Source organism: Nocardioides sp. (assembly GCF_036401255.1).
In the GTDB taxonomy this organism is placed as follows: Bacteria; Actinomycetota; Actinomycetes; order Propionibacteriales; family Nocardioidaceae; genus Nocardioides.
The window spans coordinates 14,450-34,615 of record NZ_DASWVI010000147.1 but is presented as its reverse complement, the minus strand read 5'-3'; the positions used below and the strand labels follow the sequence as shown (position 1 = coordinate 34,615).

Genomic DNA, 20,166 nt, shown 5'->3' with positions numbered 1-20,166 from the left:
GAGGGCGTCATGTCCGTGCGGTGCACCGGTCAGGACGGGAAGGCCTGCCGGGGTAGGTCGCGACGTGGGGGCCGGAACGCGAACCAGACCGTCACGCCGACCACGACGCACACCAGTGCGAGCCCGCCGGCGAACACCCGGACCAACGTGCCCAGCCGGCCGAAGGTCGACTCGTCGGTGATCGCGATCGGCGCCGCCGCCTGGCCCTGGGAGCAGCTGATCGTCGCGCCCTGCGGATAGGAGCGCACCGCGAAGAGCGGCTCCAGGCGCTGGCCGTCGACGGTGACCGGGTCGAGCGTGAGGACGGCGAGCTCGCTCATCTTCGCGCTGCTCTGCTCGTCACCGGAGCGTCCGAGCAACCGGCAGCCGAGGTCCTGGGGACTCTGCTCGCCGGTGCCGTGGCCGTAGACGATCACCTCACCGCTGAACAGACCGGGGTCGGGGAGCTTGAACGAGGTCGGGTCGTCCACGACCGTCAGGTCGCCGGAACCGGTCGACTGCGGACTGTAGAGCGCGGCGAAGACGGCGAGCCCCACGCCACACAGCATCAGCAGGACCGCGCCGGCCCGGAGGGTCTGGCGCTGTGCGGAGCTGAGCCTCATGCGACCTGCGAGTCGTCGGCGACGAACGTGCGCAGGATCTTGCTCACCTCGGAGGTCTCGAACTCGGAGGTCGGCGCGAACGCCACGACGTTGATGATCAGGTCCTTGCCGACCTGCTCCATCAGCTGCCAGTAGGTGACCTGGACGGTCGAGGCCCCCTCGGCCGGCCGCTCCTCCTTCCAGGTGATGAGGAAGGCGGGGCCCGCGTCTCCGGGTACGTCGACCTGGGAGCGCTCGGCGTCCCCGGCCGGTCCGCCCGCGGCCTTGACCGACTCCAGCGCGAACGACTGCTCGGCGGCCGACTGCTGCGGGTCGACGTCGCGGATCACCACGACGCGCTGGGGGATGGCCTCGATCGACGACGGCTTCTCGAGCACGAGCATCGGCTCGCCGTCGGCGCTGGTGAGGCGGCGCTGCTGGAACTCCCCGGGAGCGCTGATCGAGAACCCCTCGCCGCTGACCGTCGAGTAGTCGGCGGGCGGGCTCGTCATCGTCACCGTCACGCTCGGGCTCCCGGTCGGCAGGTACGGGTCGTCGGCCGTCTTCGGCTCGTCCCCGCCGTCGCCCCCGCACGCCGTGAGCGCGAGGGCGAGGGTGAGGGCTCCCGAGACGGCGGCCAGACGTCGGATCATGCGGCGCACTCCTCCCAATCGACCCACTGGCTGCCGTCCCAGTATTGCGCGCCGGTCGTGGTCATCGAGTCGGTCTTGACGTTGCCGGACACCCCCACCTCGACACCCAACTCGAGGGCGGCATCGACCCCGAAGACGGTGCTGGAGTTGGTGTCGTAGGTCTGTTGGGTGAGCGTGCCGTGGTTGCGCACGGCGTCGAAGAAGTTCTGGGTGCCGATGGCCGCCGCGGTCCCCAGCAGCGGGTTGGTCCAGGCCCCGAGCGAGCCGACTCCCTGGGCGAGCAGGAACTGACTGGCCGTCGTCTGGTCGGCGGAGTCCTTGATCGGCAGCGTCGCCTGCCAGACGTGGAGGCCGGACTGCTGGTTGGTCCAGGCGGCGTCACCGCTGCCGCCGAACAAGGCGGTCGCGAGACCGGTGGAGGTGCCGCCGGCACTGGCGGTGGCCTGCACCTGGGTCATGTTGCCTTCGGCGTCCAGGGTGACCGCGGTGACGACCTGGAGCTTGCCCTCCAGCTTCGCGCCCTGGAACTGGGGGTTGCCCTCGGTGTCGATGCCCAGCCCCTGCAGGCCAGCCTCGCCCGAGACCGTCGTGGTGAGGTAGACCGTCGTCGAGCCGTTGCGGTTGTGTCGCACACCGAGCAGCGCCGACTCCGAGAGGCCGGCGTTGGCGCTCTCGGTCAGTGCGGTCGCCTGGGCGCTGGCGTTGAGGGAGACCCCGCCCTCGGCGTACGTCTCGTCGGGATCGGGGAGGTCGTGCCCGATGCCGACCAGGTCGGTCGCCTGGTCGGTGACCCAGCGAATGGGCCCGCTGTCCCCGACGGTGGCGTCCTTGACCTGGTCCTGGAGGAGGGCGTTCATCAGGTCGTCGATGCCGTCCTTGTCGGTGTAGTAGACGTCGCCGTCCTTGATGTCCAAGGACGCACCGGCGTTGGCGGTCGCGCTGCCGCCGACGGTGGTGTCGGCGACCGTCACGGTCAACCCGCCTCCGACCCCGACCTCGGCACCGGCGCCACCGGTGTCGGTCACGGTGACGCGGTACTCGCCGTTGCTGAGCCGCTGGATCTCGATGCGTCGACCGTCGGACGCGGTGACGACCAGCACCGAGACCTTCGCGTTGCGCTCGACGCCGTCCTGGGTCACCACGCACGGGTCGGTGGGCTTGTGGGCCTCGGGCGAGCTGGAGGGCGGCGTGCAACCACCCTGTCCGAGCGTCACCACCTGGCAGACGTAGTAGGAGAACGTCTCCCCGATGATGCGCGCCTGCGGGGTGGCGGACACGATCAGTCCGACCACGAGCATCGCGGCGATGATCGTCACGCCGGTCGTCTCGAGGGTCGCGGCCCCCCGCTCCCGCCGTCTTGCTGGATCGTGTCCCCCGAGCATGGCCTCTGCCTCTCCCGTCGGGCCGGGCGGTCCCGGCACCCATGCGTGCACGCTGCTGTCAGACTCCCGCGGCGACCGGCGGTGACCGTAGGTCCGCGGGCCCGTCGACGGGCCCAGGGCGCCGGGCCACCTCCGACCGCGACCTCGGGCCGGGCGTCACGTCATCTGGTAGGGCCGACGCTGCGCCGGCGCCTCCCGCAGGCCGACGGAGCGGCCCGCCAGCACGACCGCGACCACCCAGATCGGCAGGTCCACGGCGAACGTCGCCGGCCCGGGATCGAGCAGCAGCTGGGCGATCAGGGCCCGGCCGATCCAGGCGACCGGGGAGAGCAGGTAGGACACCACCCCTGCCACGACGAGCCTCGTGGCCACCGTGCCGTCGTCGTACGCTCCCCGCATGACGATGCGGGTCAGCATGACCACCATGGCCAGGCCGAGCAGGGTGCGGAGCACCACCGTCGCGGTCACGCTGTCCGACGAGAGGCCCACGAGCACGGCCACGATCCAGGCCGCGAAGTGCCCCAGGACGAGTGCCGCCACGAGTCCGATGGCGCGACGCCGATCCATTCCGCCTCCTGTTCCGTGGCCCGGTGCGATCCGAGAACGCCCGGATCCTGCCACCGTGACGAGGTCGGCAAACCTCCGGTGAGCCGCCGGGTCTTCGGTCCGGGCGACCGGACGCTGCTCTGCGACGGGCGGCCCGTCGCACCGCTCGCCGTGGCGACGACGGGGCGGGCCAGACGCAAGGGCCTGCTCGGCACGCGGGCGGTCGAGGGGGCGTTGTGGATCACCCGCTGCCCCTCGGTGCACATGGTCGGGATGCGCTATCCCATCGACGTCGCGGTGGTGGACCGGTCGGGTGAGGTGATCCTGGTCGCGACCCTCCGGCCGTGGCTGGGCATGACGCGTCCGCGACGCCGGGCGAGCGCGACGATCGAGGCGGCGGCCGGGTCGATGGCGATGTGGGGTGTGGAGATCGGCTCCGTTCTCGAGATCGGCGAGGCCTGATGGTGGTGGCAGCCGCCCTCGGTGCGGGTGGGCTGGCGGCCGGTGTGCTGCTGAGGGCCTGGCTCGCCCTCCGGCGGTACCGCTACGACGACGAGGTCCACCTCCCGCCGCGGCGCGTGTGGTGGGTCGTGCCGGTGCTCGGTGTCGGCGAGGCGGTGCTCGGCTGGCGCCTGGCCGACGCGCCGGCGGTGCTCGCGACCTTCGCGCTCGCCCTGGTGTGGATGACCGGGCTGGCCGCGATCGACCTCGACGTACGCCGGCTGCCGGACCGCTGGACGCTGCCCGCCTATCCTGCCGGGCTGCTGCTGCTCGCGGGTTGTGCCTGGGCCGAGGGCCAGTGGGGATCGTGGGGGTCGGCGCTGGCCTGTGCGGTCGGGAGCGGGGTCGTCTACCTGGTGCTGAGCATGCTGAACCCGGCCGGGCTCGGCCTGGGCGACGTCAAGCTCGCCGGGGTGCTCGGCATGCTGACCGGCTGGTTCGGCTGGGCGGCGGCGTTCGCGGCGTTCTTCCTCGCGTTCGTGCTCGGTGGCCTCGTCGGGGTCGTGGTGGCCGTCCGCACCGGAGCCGGCCGCAAGGCGACGTTCCCGTTCGGCCCGGCGATGCTGGCGGCGGCGTACCTCGTCGTGCTGGCCGCCGGCTGACCGCGCCGTTGACCCGCCGAAAGTTACGGGCGGGTCAACGGGGATCAGCCGCGGACGTCGAGGCCCAGGGCGAGGAGCCCGAGGACCAGGCCGACCGCGAGTGCGCCGGTGCCCCAGCGCCGCCCGGCGCCGGCCATCGCCACGAGGGCCGCCACCGCTCCCGCGGCCGCCGGGTAGCCGACAGCGCGCCCGCGGTCGGCGTCCTCAAGGGCCTGCGGCGTCGCCTCGACGTGCATGCCGAGGATCAGCGCGTGGAGCACGAGGACCCCACAGCCGAGCAGGCACACCGCGGCCATCGTCCGTACCGTGCCTGCGCTCACCGGGTCCTCCTCGTCGACGGCCGCCACCCTAACCACGGGCAGGCTCAGGGGTACACGGGGTGCTCGAGCTGCTGCTGGATCAGCTGGGCGATGGCCGCGTGGCCGGCCGCGTTGGGGTGGAAGCTGCTCGGGTCGACGATCATCAGTCCCGGCCCGCCCCAGTCGAGGTCGTTGATCCACGGGTCGTCGCTGCCGATGCCGTGGCCGCGGAAGATGTCGGTGGGATCGACGAACTCGACACCGGCCTGCCGGGCGGCGTCGCGCAGCATCGCGTTGAGCTCGGCGGCCTTCTCGTTCATCCAGACCTGGTCCTCCTTGTAGAGCAGGTCGTGGTAGTCGTCGCCGGGGTGCTCGGGGAACAGCTGCGGGTAGCCGATGATGACGACCCGCGCGTTCGGCGCCTTCTCCTTGATCGCCCGGTACTGGTCGATCAGGCGCTGCTCCAGCTCCGGCAGCAGGTCCTCGATGCGCTGGTCGTGCTTCTCCTGGCAGCTGTCGACGAACCCCACCCCGCGCGCGCCGTTGATGATGCAGTCCTTGACGACGTCGGCGAAGCCGAGGTCGTTGCCGCCCATCGTCATCGTCACCAACGAGACATCCTCGTCCAGGGCGTCGAGCTGGGGGTCCTCGCCGGTGTTGCCGTGGTTGGAGTGGGTGAGGTCGGTGATCACGGCGCCCGAGCAGGCGACGAACGTGACGTCGCCGGCGAAGTCGTTGCTGGAGGCCACCACCTGCGAGTACGCGTTCTCGGAGCGGTGGCAGCGGTTGTGGTCCTCCTCGTCGTCGTTGAAGGGCCACAGGTCGTCGCGGTCGTCGAAGTCCGTTCCGTCCTCGTAGTCCCAGGCACCCTCGCCCGAGGAGTAGCTGTCGCCGAGCGCGACGTAGTCACCGCTCGTGGCCTGTTCCAGGGGCGTCTCACCGGACCCCGGTGTGACGCCGCAGCCGTCGCGCTGGATGACGCTGCAGACCGCCTGGGCGAAGGCGTTGGAGATCGTGCCGCTCGCCGGGGTGGCCAGGACGCCGAGCGCCAGGATCGCGGCGGCGATCGTCGCGCCGACGTACTCGACGGTGCCCGCGCCGCGCTCGTCACGCCGGACGGCCGCCATCTCACTGCCCCTCGGGGAGGGCCGCGGCGGCCTGCTCGAGCACCCGCGGGTCGGGATCGTGCCGGATGGCGTAGGACATCAGCATGACCGCGGCGTCGCCGCGGCGCACCAGCAGGAAGTCCGAGGTGACCGGGAGCCTGCCGTGGCTAGTCTGCCGCCAGGCCACGCTGTCGGCCGGTGCACCGTCCACCGTGAGCGGCTCGACGGTGAAGCGCGCGGTCGGCTTGTCCGGCCCTCTGCCCGTCACCGTGTAGGCGGAGCAGCCGGGCAGCGCCTCCCGCAACCGGTCGATCACCCCGGACGTGACGTCGGAGTCGTAGACGCGGACGTGCTGTTCGAGGAACGGACCGAGTGGGCCCTCGGAGAACCGGATGCTCGTCGCGCGCACCGGTGGCGTCGGCTCCAGGTCGACGCCGCACACGCTGACCCGGTAGTCGACGCCCTGGGAGTTGCTGTCGCCCCAGCCGCGCGGCAGCGCCTCGGAGGTGATCAGGTAGTCGGCGGTGCTCACCGTGTTGGAGGCGTCGGCTGCGGTGCCGGTCTCGTGGCCGCAGCCGGCCATGGTGACGCCGATCCCCATCAACGCGACGGCGAGGCCGAGAGAGCGTGTTGCGCGCCTGGTCATGCCGCGCACGCTAGGCGCGAGCGGCTCCGTCCTCCTGGGCCCTGGGTCCTACCGCCGGTCCCACCCCGCCGGTCCGCGGCGAGACCCCGCGACGCGCGTGATCAGCCGACGACGAGGAGCACCACGGCGGCGAGGACCAGGAGCACCCCGGCGATGCCGAGCGCCACGATCGGGGCCATCGACGGCTGCCGGCGCGGGTGCGGCGGCGTGGCCGGCGCCTCGCGGGGCAGCACGGTCGTCGGTGGCTCGAGCCGGGGCTCCGCCGACCGGGGCGTGTTCCCGTGCGGTGCGAACTGGTCGAGGACCTCGATCTCGCCGTCCGGCCACGGCCGCTCGGGCCACTCGGCGCGCAGCTCGGCGAGCATCGTCGCGGCGGAGTCGGGTCGGCGCTCGGGGTCCGGATCGGACGCCCGGGCGAGGAACCGCGCGAGTGGCGTCGTCGGGAGCTCGTCGAGGGTGAACGGCGGCGGATGTCCCAGCAGCATCTCGAGGCCGACGATCCCGACGGAGTAGAGGTCCTGACGCGGATCGGGGTCGCCGCCGGCGCGCTGCTCGGGCGCCACGTAGCCCGGCGTGCCGAGCGCCGTCGCGGCGACGGTCATCCGAGGCTGGTCGAGGGGCGCGGCGATGCCGAAGTCGGACAGCCGGACGTGCGGCCGCCCGGGCCCGGTGGGCTCGAGCAGCAGGTTCGCGGGCTTCACGTCCCGGTGCACCACGCGGGCGCCGTGCACGGCGTCCAGGGCGGTCAGGGCCTGCGCCACGATCTCCACGGTCCACTGCTCGGGCAGCGCGCCCCAGTCCCCGATCAGCGCGGCCACCGAGCCGCCGCGCACCAGCGGCATCGTGAACAGCACGGAGTCGTCCTCGCCCACCCAGGACAGCGGGGTGACGACGTGCGGGTGGTGGATGCGGGTCGACTGCTCCCGCATGAACCGCAACAACGAGCCCGCGTCGCTCTGGCGCAGCAGCTTCGCCACCTTGACGTCGCCCTCGGTCAGGTCGCGGACCAGCCACACCGAGCCCATGCCGCCGTCGGCGATGGGATCGAGCAGCTCGTAGCGGCGTGCGAAGACCTCACCCACGCCGACCGCCTGGACGACCTGGACGACCTGGACGACCGAGACGACCTGGCCGGGCGTCTGCTCCAACACCGACGTGCGCGGCGCGGGCCGAGGGACGCATGGCCGCATGCTACGGGGTGCCGGCGCGCACACGCCCCCGTGCCTGCGCGCGCCGGCGCTGACCAGGAGCGGAGCCGGCCGGGCCAGATACCTCGCGCGGGCATCAATCTCGACGGCCAATCTCGACGGCCGGTCTCGGGGGCCCGTCGGAGCCGGCTGGTAGACAGGCCGCATGACCGCACCAGCCGCGACCGACGTACGCCAGCGCGCCGAGGGACACCTGCGCGCGCTGGTCGGCAGCGACGATGCGACGCTCCGCGAGGACCAGTGGGCGGCCATCGAGGCGCTGGCCGTGGCGCGCCGGCGGGCCCTGGTCGTGCAGCGCACCGGCTGGGGCAAGTCGGCCGTCTACTTCGTCGCGACCCTGCTGCTGCGGGAGCAGGGCGCGGGTCCGACCGTGATCGTCTCGCCGCTGCTGGCACTGATGCGCAACCAGATCGCGGCCGCCGAGCGCGCGGGCATCCGCGCGGTCACGATCAACTCCACCAACATGGAGGACTGGGAGCCGATCCACGCCGCGATCGCGGCGGGCGAGGTCGACGTGCTGCTCGTGAGCCCCGAGCGGCTCAACAACCCCGGCTTCCGCGACGAGGTGCTGCCGCGACTGGCGGCGACCTGCGGGCTGCTGGTCGTCGACGAGGCGCACTGCATCTCCGACTGGGGCCACGACTTCCGCCCCGACTACCGCCGCATCCGCACGCTGCTCGGCGACCTCCCCGACGGCATCCCGGTCCTGGCGACCACCGCCACCGCCAACGCGCGCGTGACCGCCGACGTCGCCGAGCAGCTCGGCGCCGGCCACGGCGCGATGGGCGAGGTGCTCGTGCTGCGCGGTTCGCTCGACCGCGAGTCGCTGCGGCTGGGCGTCGTCCGGCTCAAGACCGCCGAACAGCGGCTCGCGTGGCTGGCCGACCACCTCGCCGACCAGCCCGGGTCCGGGATCGTCTACTGCCTGACGGTCGCGGCCACCCAGGAGATCGCCGACTTCCTGCGCTCGCGCGGCCACGCGGTCGCGGCGTACTCCGGTCAGACGGACCCGACCGAGCGGCACGCGCTCGAGCAGGACCTCGTCGAGGGCCGGGTCAAGGCGCTGGTCGCGACCAGCGCGCTCGGCATGGGCTTCGACGCCACCCTCGGGTTCGTGGTCAACATGGGTGCGCCGCCGTCGCCGGTCGCCTACTACCAGCAGGTCGGCCGCGCGGGTCGCGGCACGAGCGAGGCGACCGTCGTGCTGCTGCCCGCGATCGAGGACCGCGACATCTGGGCCTACTTCGCCTCGCTGGCCTTCCCCCGCGAGGAGCAGGTGCGCCGCACGCTGGAGGTGCTCGCCACCGAGGGCCGGCCGCTGAGCACCGCGACGCTGGAGACCTACGTCGACCTCAACCGCACCCGCCTCGAGACGATGCTCAAAGTGCTCGACGTCGACGGCGCCGTACGCCGCGTCCGCGGCGGCTGGGAGGCCACCGGGCGGGAGTGGGCCTACGACGGGGAGCGCTACCGTCGCGTCACCGAGGCCCGCCAGCGCGAGCAGCAGGCCATGCTCGACTACATCGCGACCGACGCCTGTCGGATGCGGTTCCTGCGCGACCAGCTCGACGACCCCGAAGCAGCCGACTGCGGGCGATGCGACAACTGCGGGGGCCTCGAGCTCTCCACCGAGGTCTCGGCGGCCGCGGTCGAGGAGGCGGGTGCGCGGCTGGCGCGGCCCGGCGTGGTCGTCGAGCCGCGCAAGATGTGGCCCACCGCGCTGGCCAACCTCGGCATCGAGCTCAAGGGCAAGATCACCGAGGGCGCGGAGGAGGGACGGGCGGTCGCCCGGCTCACCGACCTGGGCCACGGTGGCGCGCTGCGCGAGCTCTTCGGTCCGTCGACGCCCGACGGTCCGGTGCCGATCCCGCTGGTGCGGGCGGTGGTGGAGGTGCTCGGCGACTGGCGCCCGCCGGTGGACGGCATCGTGGTCGTCGAGTCCGAGACCCACCCGACGCTCACGAGCGACCTGGCCGACGGGCTGTCGCGCTACCTCCGGGTGCCGGTCGTCGGTCGCTGGGCGATCGTCAACCCCGACGTGGGCCCCGGGCAGGGCGCCGCCAACTCCGCGCAACGGGTGGCGGCCGTCGGCCGCCGGTTCGCATTGCACACCGAGGAGCCCCTCGACGGGTTGCGGGTGCTGCTCGTCGACGACCGCACCGACACCGGCTGGACGCTGACGCTCGCCGCCCGCGCCGCACGCCGGGCCGGGGCCGCGGAGGTCCGGCCGCTGGTGCTCGCCGCCACCTCGTGACGACGGACCTCTGCGGACCTTCTGCCCTGGCGGCGGGCCGCCGGGTGCTCCTAGCGTCGCGTCGTGCCTGAGCAGCAGCCTCGGGGGCGCATCCTCCTCGCCGGATCGGCGTTCACCGGCGCCGCCGTGGTCGCGTCGGCCGGGCTCGGCCTCGCGCTGCCGCACCTGCGCAAGGAGGGCTTGGGTGTCCTGGGCCTGGTCGGGGCGGCGCTGCTGGTGGTCGGCGCCCTGCTCGCCGTCCGGTCGGTCCGGCGGCTGCTCGGCTCGACCCGGCGGCGCTGGTGGGCGCTGACGATCCCGCTGCTGCTGGTCGCGACGTACCTCGCCGCCTGGACGGTCGGACTGGGCGTCGCGGCCGGTCTGCCCGCCCGGCCGGACCTGGGCTCGCGCACCCCGGCCGACGTCGGCCTGGCCTACGACGACGTCGCGTTGCGGACCTCCGACGACGTCGCGTTGGCCGCCTGGTGGGTGGCGCCGAGCAACGGCGCGGCCGTGGTCGTCCTGCACGGCGCGGGGTCGACCCGCACCGCCGCCCTCGACCAGGCCGGCGTGGTCGCCCGGGCCGGCTACGGCGTGCTGCTCGTCGACGCCCGCGGTCACGGCGAGAGCGACGGACGCGGCATGGACCTGGGCTGGTGGGGCGAGCGCGACGTGGCGGCCGCCGTCGACTTCCTGGTCGCTCAGCCGGGCGTGGCGCCGGACCGCATCGGGCTGCTCGGCCTGTCCATGGGCGGCGAGGAGGCGATCGGGGCCGCCGGCGTCGACGACCGCGTCCGCGCGGTCGTGGCCGAGGGCGCCACCAACCGGGTCGCCGCCGACAAGGCCTACCTGGATGCGTACGGCGTCCGTGGACACCTCCAGCAGGCGATCGACGTGGGGACGTACGCCGTGGCCGGCCTGCTGACCCCGGCGCCCGAGCCCGCCCCGTTGCGTGACTCGGTCGTCGCCGCGGCGGCCCGGGGGACCTCGTTCCTCCTCGTGGCCGCCGGCGACGTCGAGACCGAGGGCCTGGCCGCGGAGCGGCTCGAGCGAGCCGCCCCGGAGGCGGTCGAGGTCTGGACTGTCCCCGGCGCCGGCCACGTGGCGGGGCTGCGCACGGCCCCGGACGAGTGGGAACGGCGGGTCCTGGACTTCCTCGGCGAGGCGTTGGCCGCCGACCGATGACGCCTCCGCGGATCGGGTGCGGCACTCTGATGGCATGACTTCGCAGGACGGCACGCACGACGGCTCGCAGGTGGACGTTCGAGTGGGGGAGCTCGGTGAGCGGCTCGCCGCCTGGCTCGAGTCCCTCGGCCTCGCTGACCACCTGGCGGCCGCCGGGCTGCCGACCTTCGCGCGCGACGCGCGAGGGACGGTCGCGTGGACCGACCCGCACACCGGGCTGCCGATGTCGGGAGACCAGCTGGTCGACCTCGAGCGGCTGCTGCGCAGCGAGGGCTCCGAGCCGAAGCACGCCGTGCCCGTCCAGCTGGTGCAGATCGCCCGTCAGGCACGGTTGCGCCAGGAGCTCCTGGAGAGCCCGTGGTTCACGTACGAGACGCTCGCCGAGCTGCGGGAGTCCTCGGTCGACGCAACCCGGTTCGTGGTGCACAAGGCCGGTGGTGAGCACCGGCTGCTCGTGGTCGCCGCCGACGAGCGCACCCTGGTCCCGGCGTTCCAGCTCACCCCCGACGGCAACCTGCGGCCCGAGCTCGGCCCCGTGCTCGAGCCGCTGCTCGCGGCGCGGATGGATCCCTGGAAGGTGTGGGCGTGGCTCACCCAGCCCGCCGGTCTACTCGGCGGTGAGGTCCCCGAGCAGGCCGCCGCCGACCCCGACCGCGCCGAGCTGGTGCGCGAGGCCGCGGTCCGGCTCGCGGAGCGGAGTGCCGCCGGTCGGTGACGGCGTGCGGGTTTCACCGGCTGACCGGTGAAACCCGCACGACACGCCGGTGGGCATCGGCGTGTCGCGCGGGTTCTGGCTGACAGGTCCGGAAGGTCGACCCTCGTGGCCGCTATCCGGACGGTGTGCTCAGTGGCCGACGACCAGGGCCGGGTCGGGCTGGGCGACCTTGCGGCACCATCGACCTCGACCCGTCCGACCCGGCCACGTTCGTCCCCGGCCTGGCCGACGCGTTCGCGCACGTGTTCGTGGTGGCCACCATCATGGTCGCCCTGGTGCTGGTGCCGGCGTTCTTCCTCCCCCGGCGTGCGCGTGCTGTGCGCTCGGTCACCAGGAGGACGCGGGTCTCACCCCAGCCGGGCCTGCACGGCCGCGACGAGTCGCGGGTCGCCGGGCTCGACGCCGGGGCTGAACCGGGCCACGACCGCACCGTCGCCGTCGACGAGGAACTTCTCGAAGTTCCAGGCGATGTCGCCGGCCTCGCCGTTCTCGTTCGGGGTCTCGACGAGAGCGCGGTAGATCTCGTGCCGGCCCTCTCCGTTGACCTCGATCTTCTCGGTCATCGGGAACGTCACGCCGTACGTCGCGGAGCAGAACTCGGCGATCTCCTCCGAGGACCCCGGCTCCTGGCCGCCGAACTGGTTGCAGGGCAGGCCGACCACCGAGAAGCCGCGGGCCGCGTGCTGCTCGTGGAGCTCCTCGAGGCCGGTGTACTGCGGGGTCAGCCCGCACTTGCTCGCCACGTTGACGAGGAGCGCGGGCCGGCCGCCGGTGATCTCGCCGAGGGTGGTGGGGGTGCCGTCCAGGCGCGCGATGGGGGCGTCGAGGATGCTCATGCCAGCAGGCTACGTGGCGCCCCGAAGCGCCCCGTCGGTGTCGCCGACTACGGTCACAGCGTGAGCTTCGTCCCGGTCACCGGCCCGGCCACCTTCCGTGCCGCCGACCCGCCCCGGGAGGGCGTCGTGGAGTTCACCGACGAGCGACGCACGGTCAGCCTGCCGATCCGGGCGGCGCTGCCGGTGCTCACCAAGGCCCGCTCGCGTGACGACCTGCACCCGACCGTGGGCGTGCTGTCGGGCGCGGCCCTGCTCGGGCTGCGGCTCGTGGCCGCGGGCAAGTTCGCCCCGGCCGGCAGCCCGCCCGCCTGGCGGGTCTCCGGCCTCGACGACGACGACGAGCACCGGATCGCGATGCTCGCACGCGCCGGCGCCGACGACGAGCGGCTGGTCCGTGACCTCCTCGACGCGGTCGCGGACGCGATGCCGCGCACCCAGCCGCGGGGGCCGGCTCATGGTCGGCCGCATCCGCCGACGAGCGCGACGACCCCGCCGCGCGAGCGCCGCCCGACCTTCGAGGAGCGCCTGCAGGCGCGGCTGGAGCGCCACCGGCGCGTCGACGCGCGCGAGCTGCCGCAGCTCGTCACGATCTCGCTGCGGGTCGAGGCCGACGAGGAGGAGCTGGTCGGAGGCGCCGTACGCCTCGTGCCGCAGGCGCACGACGAGCAGAACCCGCTCCACCTCTGCGACCTCGCGCTGCTGTGGACCGGGACGCCCGAGGAGCACGGCTTCGGCGAGCGGGCCCGCACCCACGCGACGATCGCGCTGCGTGCCGCGGCCGAGGCGTGGCCGGTGCTCGACCGCCTCCTGGAGCTGCGCGTGCCCGACGAGCTGGCCCTCGACACCGACGAGCTCGTCAGCCTCCTCGACGAGGGCGTGGGCGCCCTCCGAGCGGCCGGCATCGACGTGCTGTGGCCGCGCTCGCTCGGTCGCGACCTGACGGCCACCACCGTCCTCGACCGGGCGCCGGCCGAGCCGCGCGAGGAGCCGCTCAACGAGCCGGTGCTCGGCACCGAGGCGCTGTTCGCGTTCAACTGGCAGATCGCGCTGCACGGCGACCCGCTCACCGCCGAGGAGATGGACCAGCTCGCCCGGTCCGCCTCGCCGCTGCTGCGGCTGCGCGGCGCATGGACCGTGGTCGACCCGGCGATCGCGCGCAAGGCGCGCCGGCGGCTGATCCGCACGGTCAAGCCGGCCGAGGCCGTGGCCGCCGCGCTCACCGGGTCGGTGCAGGTCGCCGACAGCGATCACGAGGTCGTCGTCGGGGCGAGCCTGCTGACGGTCCGCGACCGGCTCCTGAACGCCGCGACCCGGTCGCCGGTCGAGCCGCCCGCCGCGCTGCGGGCGACGTTGCGCGACTACCAGCGCCACGGGCTGACCTGGCTCGCCGAGATGACCTCGCTGGGGCTCGGGGCCTGCCTCGCCGACGACATGGGCCTGGGCAAGACCGTCACGCTGATCGCGCTGCACCTGCACCGCCGCGAGGCCGGCTGCTCCGGGCCGACCCTCGTCGTGTGCCCGGCCAGCCTGCTCGGCAACTGGGAGGACGAGATCCGCCGGTTCGCGCCCGGCGTGCCGGTGGTGCGGTTCCACGGCAGCGCGCGGGATGTGTCGCTGGCCGGTGACGGGTTCGTGCTCACGACGTACGGCACGATGCGGCGTGACGCCGAGTCGCTCGGCTCGGTGCGGTGGGACCTCGTGGTGGCCGACGAGGCCCAGCACGTGAAGAACCCGCGCACCTCGACGGCGCGGGCGCTGCGCTCGATCGAGAGCGCCGCCCGGGTCGCGCTGACCGGCACCCCGGTCGAGAACAACCTCACCGAGCTGTGGGCGATCCTCGACTGGACCACGCCCGGGTTGCTCGGCAGCCGCAACGCGTTCCGCAAGGTCTGGGCCGGGCCGATCGAGTCCGGGCTCGAGCCGACCAAGGCCCGCCGGTTCGCCGACCTGATCGGGCCGTTCCTGCTGCGCCGGCGCAAGTCCGATCCCGGCATCGCCCCCGAGCTGCCGCCCAAGACCGAGACCGACCACCGGCTCAGCCTGACCCGCGAGCAGGTGGTGCTCTACGAGTCGTTCGTGCGCGACACCATGGCACGCATCGAGCGCGCCGACCCCAGTGACCCGGCATCGCGGCGCGGACTGGTGCTGATGCTGCTGACCGGCCTCAAGCAGATCTGCAACCACCCCGACCAGTTCCTCAAGCGCTCCGGCGCCCGGCTGTCCGGGCGCTCCGAGAAGGTCGACCTGCTCGACGAGCTCGTCGGGACCGTCCTCGCCGAGGACGGCGCGGTGCTGGTGTTCACCCAGTACGTCGCGATGGCGCGACTGCTCGAGGGCCACCTGGCGCGCGCCGGCGTACCCCACCAACTGCTGCACGGCGGCACCCCCGTGCGCGAGCGCGAGGCGATGGTCGCCCGCTTCCAGGACGGCGCGGTCCCGGTGTTCCTGCTCTCGCTCAAGGCCGGGGGCACCGGCCTCAACCTCACCCGTGCCGACCACGTCGTGCACGTCGACCGGTGGTGGAACCCGGCCGTGGAGGAGCAGGCCACCGACCGCGCCTACCGGATCGGGCAGACCAAGCCGGTGCAGGTGCACCGGATGATCACCCGCGGCACCGTCGAGGACAAGGTCGCCGAGCTGCTCACGCGCAAGCGGGCGCTCGCCGACGCGGTGCTCTCCCGCGGCGAGGCCGCGCTGACCGAGCTGAGCGACGACGAGCTGCGCGACTTCGTCGCCCTGCGCCCGGACCGATGAACCCGACCGTGCTGCACCCCCGCCTGGCGCCCCGCCGCTCGGCGGTGCGGGCCACGACGTGGTGGGGCAAGGCGTGGGTGCGCGCCGTCGACGAGGCGGCGTACGCCGACGCCGAGCTGGTCGCCTCGCGGGCGATCGCCCGCGCCGGCCAGGTCGGGCAGATCGGCACCGAGCCGGGCCGCTTCGTGGCGTCGGTCGAGGACCGGCGCGGGCTGTGGACCGTCGAGGGCACCGTGCCGGTGCTCGACCCGGCCGACGTGGACGCGCTGGTGGAGACGGTGGCCGCCGAGTCCGGCCGGATCGCGGCGCTGCTGGCCGGGGAGCTGCCGCACGGTCTGGTCGAGCACGCCGAGGAGGCCGGGGTCGAGCTGCTGCCCTACGGCGGCGAGCTGGGGTCCTCGTGCACGTGCGAGCACTGGACCGATCCGTGCGTGCATGCGCTCGCGGTGCTGCACCAGCTGGCGTGGCTGGTCGACGCCGACCCGTTCCTGCTGCTGCAGCTGCGGGGCCTGCCCCGCGACGACCTGCTCGCGCGCCTGCATGCGCGGACCGTCGCACCGGGCGGCGACCCGCACGCGGAGGACGCGGACGATCCCGACCTGGAGGCCGCGGTCGAGGCGGCGCTGTACGCCGCGCGGCTGCTGGAGCACCAGCCCGAGGTCAGCTGACCCCGAGCGATCCCAGCGCCATCCGGCTGAGGAGTCCGCGCATCGCGTCGTCGGGCAGCCGGCCGCTGCGCGGGGTGGAGTTGATCAGGCCGAAGGCCGCGTGCGCCATCGCCCGAGCCGTCGGCAGGTCGAGGGCCGGGTCGTCGAGGCGCAGCTGCGCGGCCCAGAGGTCGACGTACTCGCGCTGCAGGGCGCGGACCCGCTCGCGCGCCTCCTGCGGCAGCGCCTCCCAGTCGCGGTCCTGGACGATGATCAGCGCGCGGTGGCGCAGCGCGAAGTCGACGTGCCAGTCGACCAGCGCGGCGAGCGCGCGACGCGGCCCGGCCGCGGCCTCGGCCCGCTCGGCCCCGACCTGCAGCAGCTCCTCGCTGATCGCGACCAGCATCTCGGCGAGCACGGCCCGCTTGGACGGGAAGTGCTTGTAGAGCGCCGGCCCGGAGATCCCGCACGCCGCACCCAGGTCGGCCACGGACACGCCGTGGAAGCCACGCGCCGCGAACAGCTCGGCCGCCGTGGCGAGGATCTGGTCGCGGCGGCTCATGCCTGAAGGTTAGTACCCGTTAACCGCCGAGCCGGCGCCAGTTTCCCAGAACGGGCCGTCGAGTCGGCGCCAGTTTCCCCGGGAGGGCGGTCGAGTCGGCGCCAGTTTCCCGGGGAGGGGGCCTCAGGCGAGGGAGAGGAAGAGCTTCTCCATCTTCTTGGCGTCGAGGCTGTCGACGCCCTCGCCGGCGGCCAGGCACTGCTGGAGGCCGGTCGCGACGATCGCGAACCCGGCCCGATCCAGCGCCCGGGAGACGGCCGCGAGCTGCGTGACGACGTCCTCGCAGTCGCGGCCGTCCTCGAGCATCCGCAGTACGCCGGCCAGCTGGCCCTGGGCGCGCTTGATGCGGTTGATGACCGGCGACATCTCCTGCGGATCGAGCTCCATCTCAGTTCTCCTCGGCCGATGGTGGGGTCAGTGCGGCGAGCGCGGCGGACAGCCGCTCCCGGGCCTCCGCGGCGACGTCGGTGAGGCCGTCGCCCGCGAGGCCCATCATGGCGTCCGGGTCGAACGCCTCGACGAGCGTGGTGGTCTCGCCGACCGAGCGGACGACGACGTTGCAGGGCAGGACGGCTGCGATGGACGGGTCGACCTCGAGCGCACGGTGGGCCAGCTGCGGGCGGCAGGCGCCGAGGATGACCTGCGGGGGTACGTCGACGCCGAGCTTGGCCGCCAGTGTCGCCTTGAGGTCGATCTCGGTGAGGACGCCGAAGCCCTGGTCGCCCAGTGCCGCGCGGACCGCGGCGACGGTGTCGTCGTACGGCCGCTCGACGGTCGTGCTCAGCGTGAAGCTCACTGCTGTCCCTCCTGTCCCTGGCCCTGGGCGGCCAGCTGCGCGCGGACGTCGTCCATGTCGAGCTCGCGGACCGCGCTGATGACCTGCTCGAGCGCGGTGGCGGGCAGCGCCCCCGGCTGCGCGAAGACGAGCACGCCCTCGCGGAAGGCCATCAGCGTCGGGATCGAGGTGATCTGGGCGGCCGCGGCGAGGTCGCGCTCGGCCTCGGTGTCGACCTTGCCGAATACCACATCCGGGTGATTCTCCGACGCGGCCTCGAAGACCGGGGCGAACTGGCGGCAGGGTCCGCACCAGGAGGCCCAGAAGTCGACCAGGACGATGTCGTTCCCGGTCACGGTCTCCTCGAACACGGCGGAAGTCAGGGCGGTGGTGGTCATGTCTCTCCTCTGTTCGTCCCGGGAATACGATACCCCCGGGGGTGTTATGGTTCCGAACGACGGATACCCCCCGGGGTATTCCGACCATGCACCGAAACCCCGAGAGTGAGAGTTTCTTTCCCCATGTCGACCATCACGACGCCCCCCGACGTCGATCCCGAGATCGGCTACCGCCCCGGCCCGCTGGGCCGCCTCGGTGTGTGGGTCACCCACCACACCCGCATGACCGCCGTCGTCTGGCTGCTGATCATCGTCGGCCTCGGCGCCTTCGCGCCGAAGGTCGAGGCCGAGCTGTCCGGTGCCGGTTGGCAGGCCGACGGCTCGGAGTCCGTGGCCGTCCGCGAGCTCGCCCAGGAGCACTTCGGCGGCAACGCCAGCTCCGCGATCCAGGTCGTCGTGCGCAGCAACGACGGCCCCGTGACCCAAGGCGCCGGCAAGGAGATCCTGGCGCGCGCCACCGCCCTGCTCGAGGAGGACAGCCGGATCGCCGAGGTCGTCCAGCCCCAGGAGGGTGCGACGCTCAGCCAGGACGGCTCGACGGCCGTCCTGCTGGCCGGCGCCGGCGCGGACCCCAACGACATGGTGCGCGTGGCCGACGACCTCAAGGGTCCGCTGGAGGACCTGTCGGCCGACGGCGTGCAGGTGAACCCGACGGGTGCCTCGCTGCTGTGGTCGGACTTCAACGAGGCCAACCTCGACGCGATGCTGAAGTCGGAGATGTTCTCGTGGCCGGTGACCCTGGCCATCCTCGTGCTGGCGTTCGGCGCGCTCGTCGCCGCGGGCCTGCCGCTGATCCTGACGCTCGCCGGCCTGGTGGCCTCGGCCGGCTCGCTGGTGCTGATCAACCAGGTCGTGCCCGTCTCCATCTGGGCGATGAACTTCGCGATGATGTTCGCGCTCGCCCTCGGCATCGACTACGCGCTGTTCATGGTCGTGCGCTTCCGGGCGGCCCGCATGGGTCACCACGAGAGCCCGCGCCAGGCGATCGCCGAGACGATGGACACCGCGGGCAAGGCGGTGCTGCTGTCCGGCGCCACCGTGCTGATCTCGCTCTCCGCCGTCATGCTGGTCCCGGCGCCGGCCTTCCGGTCGATGGCCGGAGGCATCATGCTCTCGGTGATCTTCGTGCTGGGAGCGACGCTCACCCTGTTGCCGTTGGTGCTGCACAAGCTCGACCAGCGCATCAACAAGCTCGCGCTGCCGTGGGTGCACACCGGTGAGCACCGCTCGCCGAAGTTCGCCGCGTGGGGCGAGCGGCTGTGGAAGCGGCCGTTCGCGTTCGGCCTGGCGGCCCTCGTCGTCCTGCTCGCGCTGGCCGCGCCGATCTTCGGCCTGAAGACCGCGATGCCGTCGATCAAGGTGCTGCCGGAGGACGCGAGCGCCCGGGTCGGCTATGACATCGTGCAGCAGAACTTCGGCGAGGGAGCGCCGGGTGCGCTCCAGGTCGTGGCGAGCTCCGACGAGGCGGAGGCGACGTACGACGCCCTCACCTCCGACCCCGGCATCGCCGCGGCCATGCCGCCCATGGCGGCCCCCGACGGCACCGACCACGTGCTGATCCAGGCCGTGCCGACGGTGGACCCGTCCGACCCGGAGCTCGGCCAGACCGTCGACCGGCTGCGCGCCGACCTGCCCGAGTCCGCCGTCGTCGGTGGCGCCGCGGTCGAGAACCTCGACCTGAAGTCGCAGCTCGACGACTCGACGCCGCTCGTGATCGGCGTGATCCTGGCGCTCGGCTTCCTGCTCCTGCTGGTCGCGCTCCAGGCGCCGCTGATCGCGCTGCTCGGCACGCTGGCCAGCCTGCTGTCGACCGCTGCGGCCTTCGGTGTCGCGCGGCTGATCTTCCAGGAGGGCTACGGCTCGGACCTGCTCGGCTTCGAGCACCAGGGCTTCCTCGACGCCTGGGCGCCGGTGTTCTTCTTCGCGATGATCTTCGCGATCGCGATGGACTACACGGTGTTCCTGCTGGCCTCGGCGAAGGAGCACTACGAGCACTCCGGCGACCCGCGGGAGGCCATGGTCGGATCGATCGCGCACTCGGGCCGGGTGATCTTCGCCGCCGGCGCGGTGATGGTCGCGGTGTTCTTCACCTTCGCGCTCTCCGGACCGCTCCCGCCCAAGGAGATGGGCGTGGTCCTCGGCGTGGCCGTGCTGCTGGACGCCTTCTTGGTCCGGCTGGTGCTGCTGCCCGTGCTGCTGCGCCTCACCGGCCGTGCCGCATGGTGGGTGCCGAACTGGCTCTCGCGCGTGCTGCCCGACGTCCGCTTCTCCCACAGCTGATCTCGGCGGTTCGCCGACCGACACAGACAGACCCAACAGAGAGGATCCTCATCACCATGTGTCATCGCATCACCTGTCGCCGGTGCGGCAAGGCCAGCTGGTCCGGCTGCGGCGCCCACGTCTCGCAGGTCATGGCGGGCGTGCCGAAGGCCGACCGCTGCCAGGGCCACGAGAACGAGCCCCGGCCGGGGCTGTTCGACCGGTTCCGCCGACAGGGCTGAGCTCCCTTCTCCCGGGTCACCCCGCCCGCAGGCCGT

The 20,166-nt window shown here is 73.2% G+C and carries 22 protein-coding genes; 9 read left to right on the top strand and 13 right to left on the bottom strand.

The features are described from left to right. Positions 1–29: 29 nt before the first annotated feature. From VGD85_RS06910 to VGD85_RS06895, 4 genes are all read right to left on the bottom strand, one after another. Positions 30–602 (bottom strand): hypothetical protein, encoded by a 573-nt coding sequence (locus VGD85_RS06910; protein ID WP_331062710.1) that lies wholly within the window; start codon positions 600–602, stop codon positions 30–32. Continuing rightward, the gene (locus VGD85_RS06905) at positions 599–1,234 is read right to left on the bottom strand and encodes a hypothetical protein (protein WP_331062709.1); all 636 of its coding nucleotides are present in this window, start codon (positions 1,232–1,234) and stop codon (positions 599–601) included. The genes VGD85_RS06910 and VGD85_RS06905 overlap by 4 nt, the downstream gene beginning before the upstream one ends. Next, positions 1,231–2,550, bottom strand: coding sequence for a hypothetical protein (locus VGD85_RS06900; RefSeq protein WP_331062708.1), 1,320 nt, complete (start codon positions 2,548–2,550; stop codon positions 1,231–1,233). Before VGD85_RS06900 ends, VGD85_RS06905 begins: the two co-directional genes overlap by 4 nt. A gap of 222 nt (positions 2,551–2,772) precedes the next feature. After that, the gene (locus VGD85_RS06895; RefSeq protein WP_331062707.1) at positions 2,773–3,183 is read right to left on the bottom strand and encodes a hypothetical protein; all 411 of its coding nucleotides are present in this window, start codon (positions 3,181–3,183) and stop codon (positions 2,773–2,775) included. Positions 3,184–3,261: 78 nt separating this feature from the next. Here VGD85_RS06895 and VGD85_RS06890 point away from each other — a divergent pair, with 78 nt between their 5' ends. Together VGD85_RS06890 and VGD85_RS06885 are read left to right on the top strand one after the other, a co-directional pair. Further along, positions 3,262–3,624, top strand: a complete 363-nt coding sequence (locus VGD85_RS06890) for a DUF192 domain-containing protein (RefSeq protein ID WP_331062706.1) — start codon at positions 3,262–3,264, stop codon at positions 3,622–3,624. Positions 3,625–3,629: 5 nt separating this feature from the next. After that, on the top strand, positions 3,630–4,265 hold the full coding sequence (locus tag VGD85_RS06885) for an A24 family peptidase (protein WP_331062705.1): 636 nt from the start codon (positions 3,630–3,632) through the stop codon (positions 4,263–4,265). A 44-nt stretch (positions 4,266–4,309) separates the two neighbouring features. On the opposite strand, the gene VGD85_RS06880 is transcribed toward VGD85_RS06885, so the two are convergent. From VGD85_RS06880 to VGD85_RS06865, 4 genes are all read right to left on the bottom strand, one after another. After that, positions 4,310–4,585 carry a hypothetical protein gene (locus VGD85_RS06880; protein WP_331062704.1) on the bottom strand — a complete coding sequence of 92 codons (276 nt, stop codon included), beginning with the start codon at positions 4,583–4,585 and terminating at the stop codon, positions 4,310–4,312. A 44-nt stretch (positions 4,586–4,629) separates the two neighbouring features. Then, complete coding sequence (locus VGD85_RS06875; RefSeq protein ID WP_331062703.1) at positions 4,630–5,691, bottom strand: SGNH/GDSL hydrolase family protein; 1,062 nt, start codon at positions 5,689–5,691, stop codon at positions 4,630–4,632. A gap of 1 nt (position 5,692) precedes the next feature. Continuing rightward, positions 5,693–6,316 carry a hypothetical protein gene (locus tag VGD85_RS06870; RefSeq protein WP_331062702.1) on the bottom strand — a complete coding sequence of 208 codons (624 nt, stop codon included), beginning with the start codon at positions 6,314–6,316 and terminating at the stop codon, positions 5,693–5,695. 101 nt (positions 6,317–6,417) lie between these two features. Continuing rightward, the gene (locus tag VGD85_RS06865) at positions 6,418–7,467 is read right to left on the bottom strand and encodes a serine/threonine-protein kinase (RefSeq protein WP_331062701.1); all 1,050 of its coding nucleotides are present in this window, start codon (positions 7,465–7,467) and stop codon (positions 6,418–6,420) included. Between the two features lie 202 nt (positions 7,468–7,669). Here VGD85_RS06865 and VGD85_RS06860 point away from each other — a divergent pair, with 202 nt between their 5' ends. From VGD85_RS06860 to VGD85_RS06850, 3 genes are all read left to right on the top strand, one after another. Then, complete coding sequence (locus VGD85_RS06860) at positions 7,670–9,778, top strand: RecQ family ATP-dependent DNA helicase (protein WP_331062700.1); 2,109 nt, start codon at positions 7,670–7,672, stop codon at positions 9,776–9,778. 63 nt (positions 9,779–9,841) lie between these two features. Continuing rightward, the gene (locus tag VGD85_RS06855; protein WP_331062699.1) at positions 9,842–10,942 is read left to right on the top strand and encodes an alpha/beta hydrolase; all 1,101 of its coding nucleotides are present in this window, start codon (positions 9,842–9,844) and stop codon (positions 10,940–10,942) included. Between the two features lie 34 nt (positions 10,943–10,976). Continuing rightward, the gene (locus VGD85_RS06850) at positions 10,977–11,657 is read left to right on the top strand and encodes a hypothetical protein (RefSeq protein WP_331062698.1); all 681 of its coding nucleotides are present in this window, start codon (positions 10,977–10,979) and stop codon (positions 11,655–11,657) included. 347 nt (positions 11,658–12,004) lie between these two features. On the opposite strand, the gene VGD85_RS06845 is transcribed toward VGD85_RS06850, so the two are convergent. After that, positions 12,005–12,493, bottom strand: a complete 489-nt coding sequence (locus VGD85_RS06845; RefSeq protein WP_331062697.1) for a glutathione peroxidase — start codon at positions 12,491–12,493, stop codon at positions 12,005–12,007. Positions 12,494–12,553: 60 nt separating this feature from the next. Between VGD85_RS06845 and VGD85_RS06840 the strand changes: the two genes are divergently transcribed. Next, positions 12,554–15,247, top strand: coding sequence for a DEAD/DEAH box helicase (locus VGD85_RS06840; protein WP_331062696.1), 2,694 nt, complete (start codon positions 12,554–12,556; stop codon positions 15,245–15,247). 8 nt (positions 15,248–15,255) lie between these two features. Continuing rightward, positions 15,256–15,915, top strand: a complete 660-nt coding sequence (locus tag VGD85_RS06835; protein ID WP_331062695.1) for an SWIM zinc finger family protein — start codon at positions 15,256–15,258, stop codon at positions 15,913–15,915. Here the strand turns inward: VGD85_RS06835 and VGD85_RS06830 are convergent. The 4 genes from VGD85_RS06830 to trxA all read right to left on the bottom strand — a co-directional run bounded on the left by VGD85_RS06830 (position 15,908) and on the right by trxA (position 17,629). Next, positions 15,908–16,456 carry a TetR/AcrR family transcriptional regulator gene (locus tag VGD85_RS06830; protein WP_331062694.1) on the bottom strand — a complete coding sequence of 183 codons (549 nt, stop codon included), beginning with the start codon at positions 16,454–16,456 and terminating at the stop codon, positions 15,908–15,910. The two genes, VGD85_RS06835 and VGD85_RS06830, sit on opposite strands and share 8 nt — an antisense overlap. A 123-nt stretch (positions 16,457–16,579) precedes the next feature. After that, positions 16,580–16,843, bottom strand: coding sequence for a metal-sensitive transcriptional regulator (locus VGD85_RS06825; protein WP_331062693.1), 264 nt, complete (start codon positions 16,841–16,843; stop codon positions 16,580–16,582). A 1-nt stretch (position 16,844) separates the two neighbouring features. Further along, positions 16,845–17,252 (bottom strand): DUF302 domain-containing protein, encoded by a 408-nt coding sequence (locus tag VGD85_RS06820; protein ID WP_331062692.1) that lies wholly within the window; start codon positions 17,250–17,252, stop codon positions 16,845–16,847. Further along, the gene (gene trxA / locus VGD85_RS06815; RefSeq protein WP_331062691.1) at positions 17,249–17,629 is read right to left on the bottom strand and encodes a thioredoxin; all 381 of its coding nucleotides are present in this window, start codon (positions 17,627–17,629) and stop codon (positions 17,249–17,251) included. Before trxA ends, VGD85_RS06820 begins: the two co-directional genes overlap by 4 nt. A 123-nt stretch (positions 17,630–17,752) precedes the next feature. On the opposite strand from trxA, the gene VGD85_RS06810 reads away from it, so the two are divergent. Both VGD85_RS06810 and VGD85_RS06805 read left to right on the top strand, forming a co-directional pair. Beyond that, positions 17,753–19,909 carry an MMPL family transporter gene (locus VGD85_RS06810; RefSeq protein ID WP_331062690.1) on the top strand — a complete coding sequence of 719 codons (2,157 nt, stop codon included), beginning with the start codon at positions 17,753–17,755 and terminating at the stop codon, positions 19,907–19,909. Between the two features lie 56 nt (positions 19,910–19,965). Continuing rightward, positions 19,966–20,130, top strand: a complete 165-nt coding sequence (locus VGD85_RS06805; RefSeq protein WP_331062689.1) for a hypothetical protein — start codon at positions 19,966–19,968, stop codon at positions 20,128–20,130. Positions 20,131–20,166 lie beyond the last annotated feature (36 nt).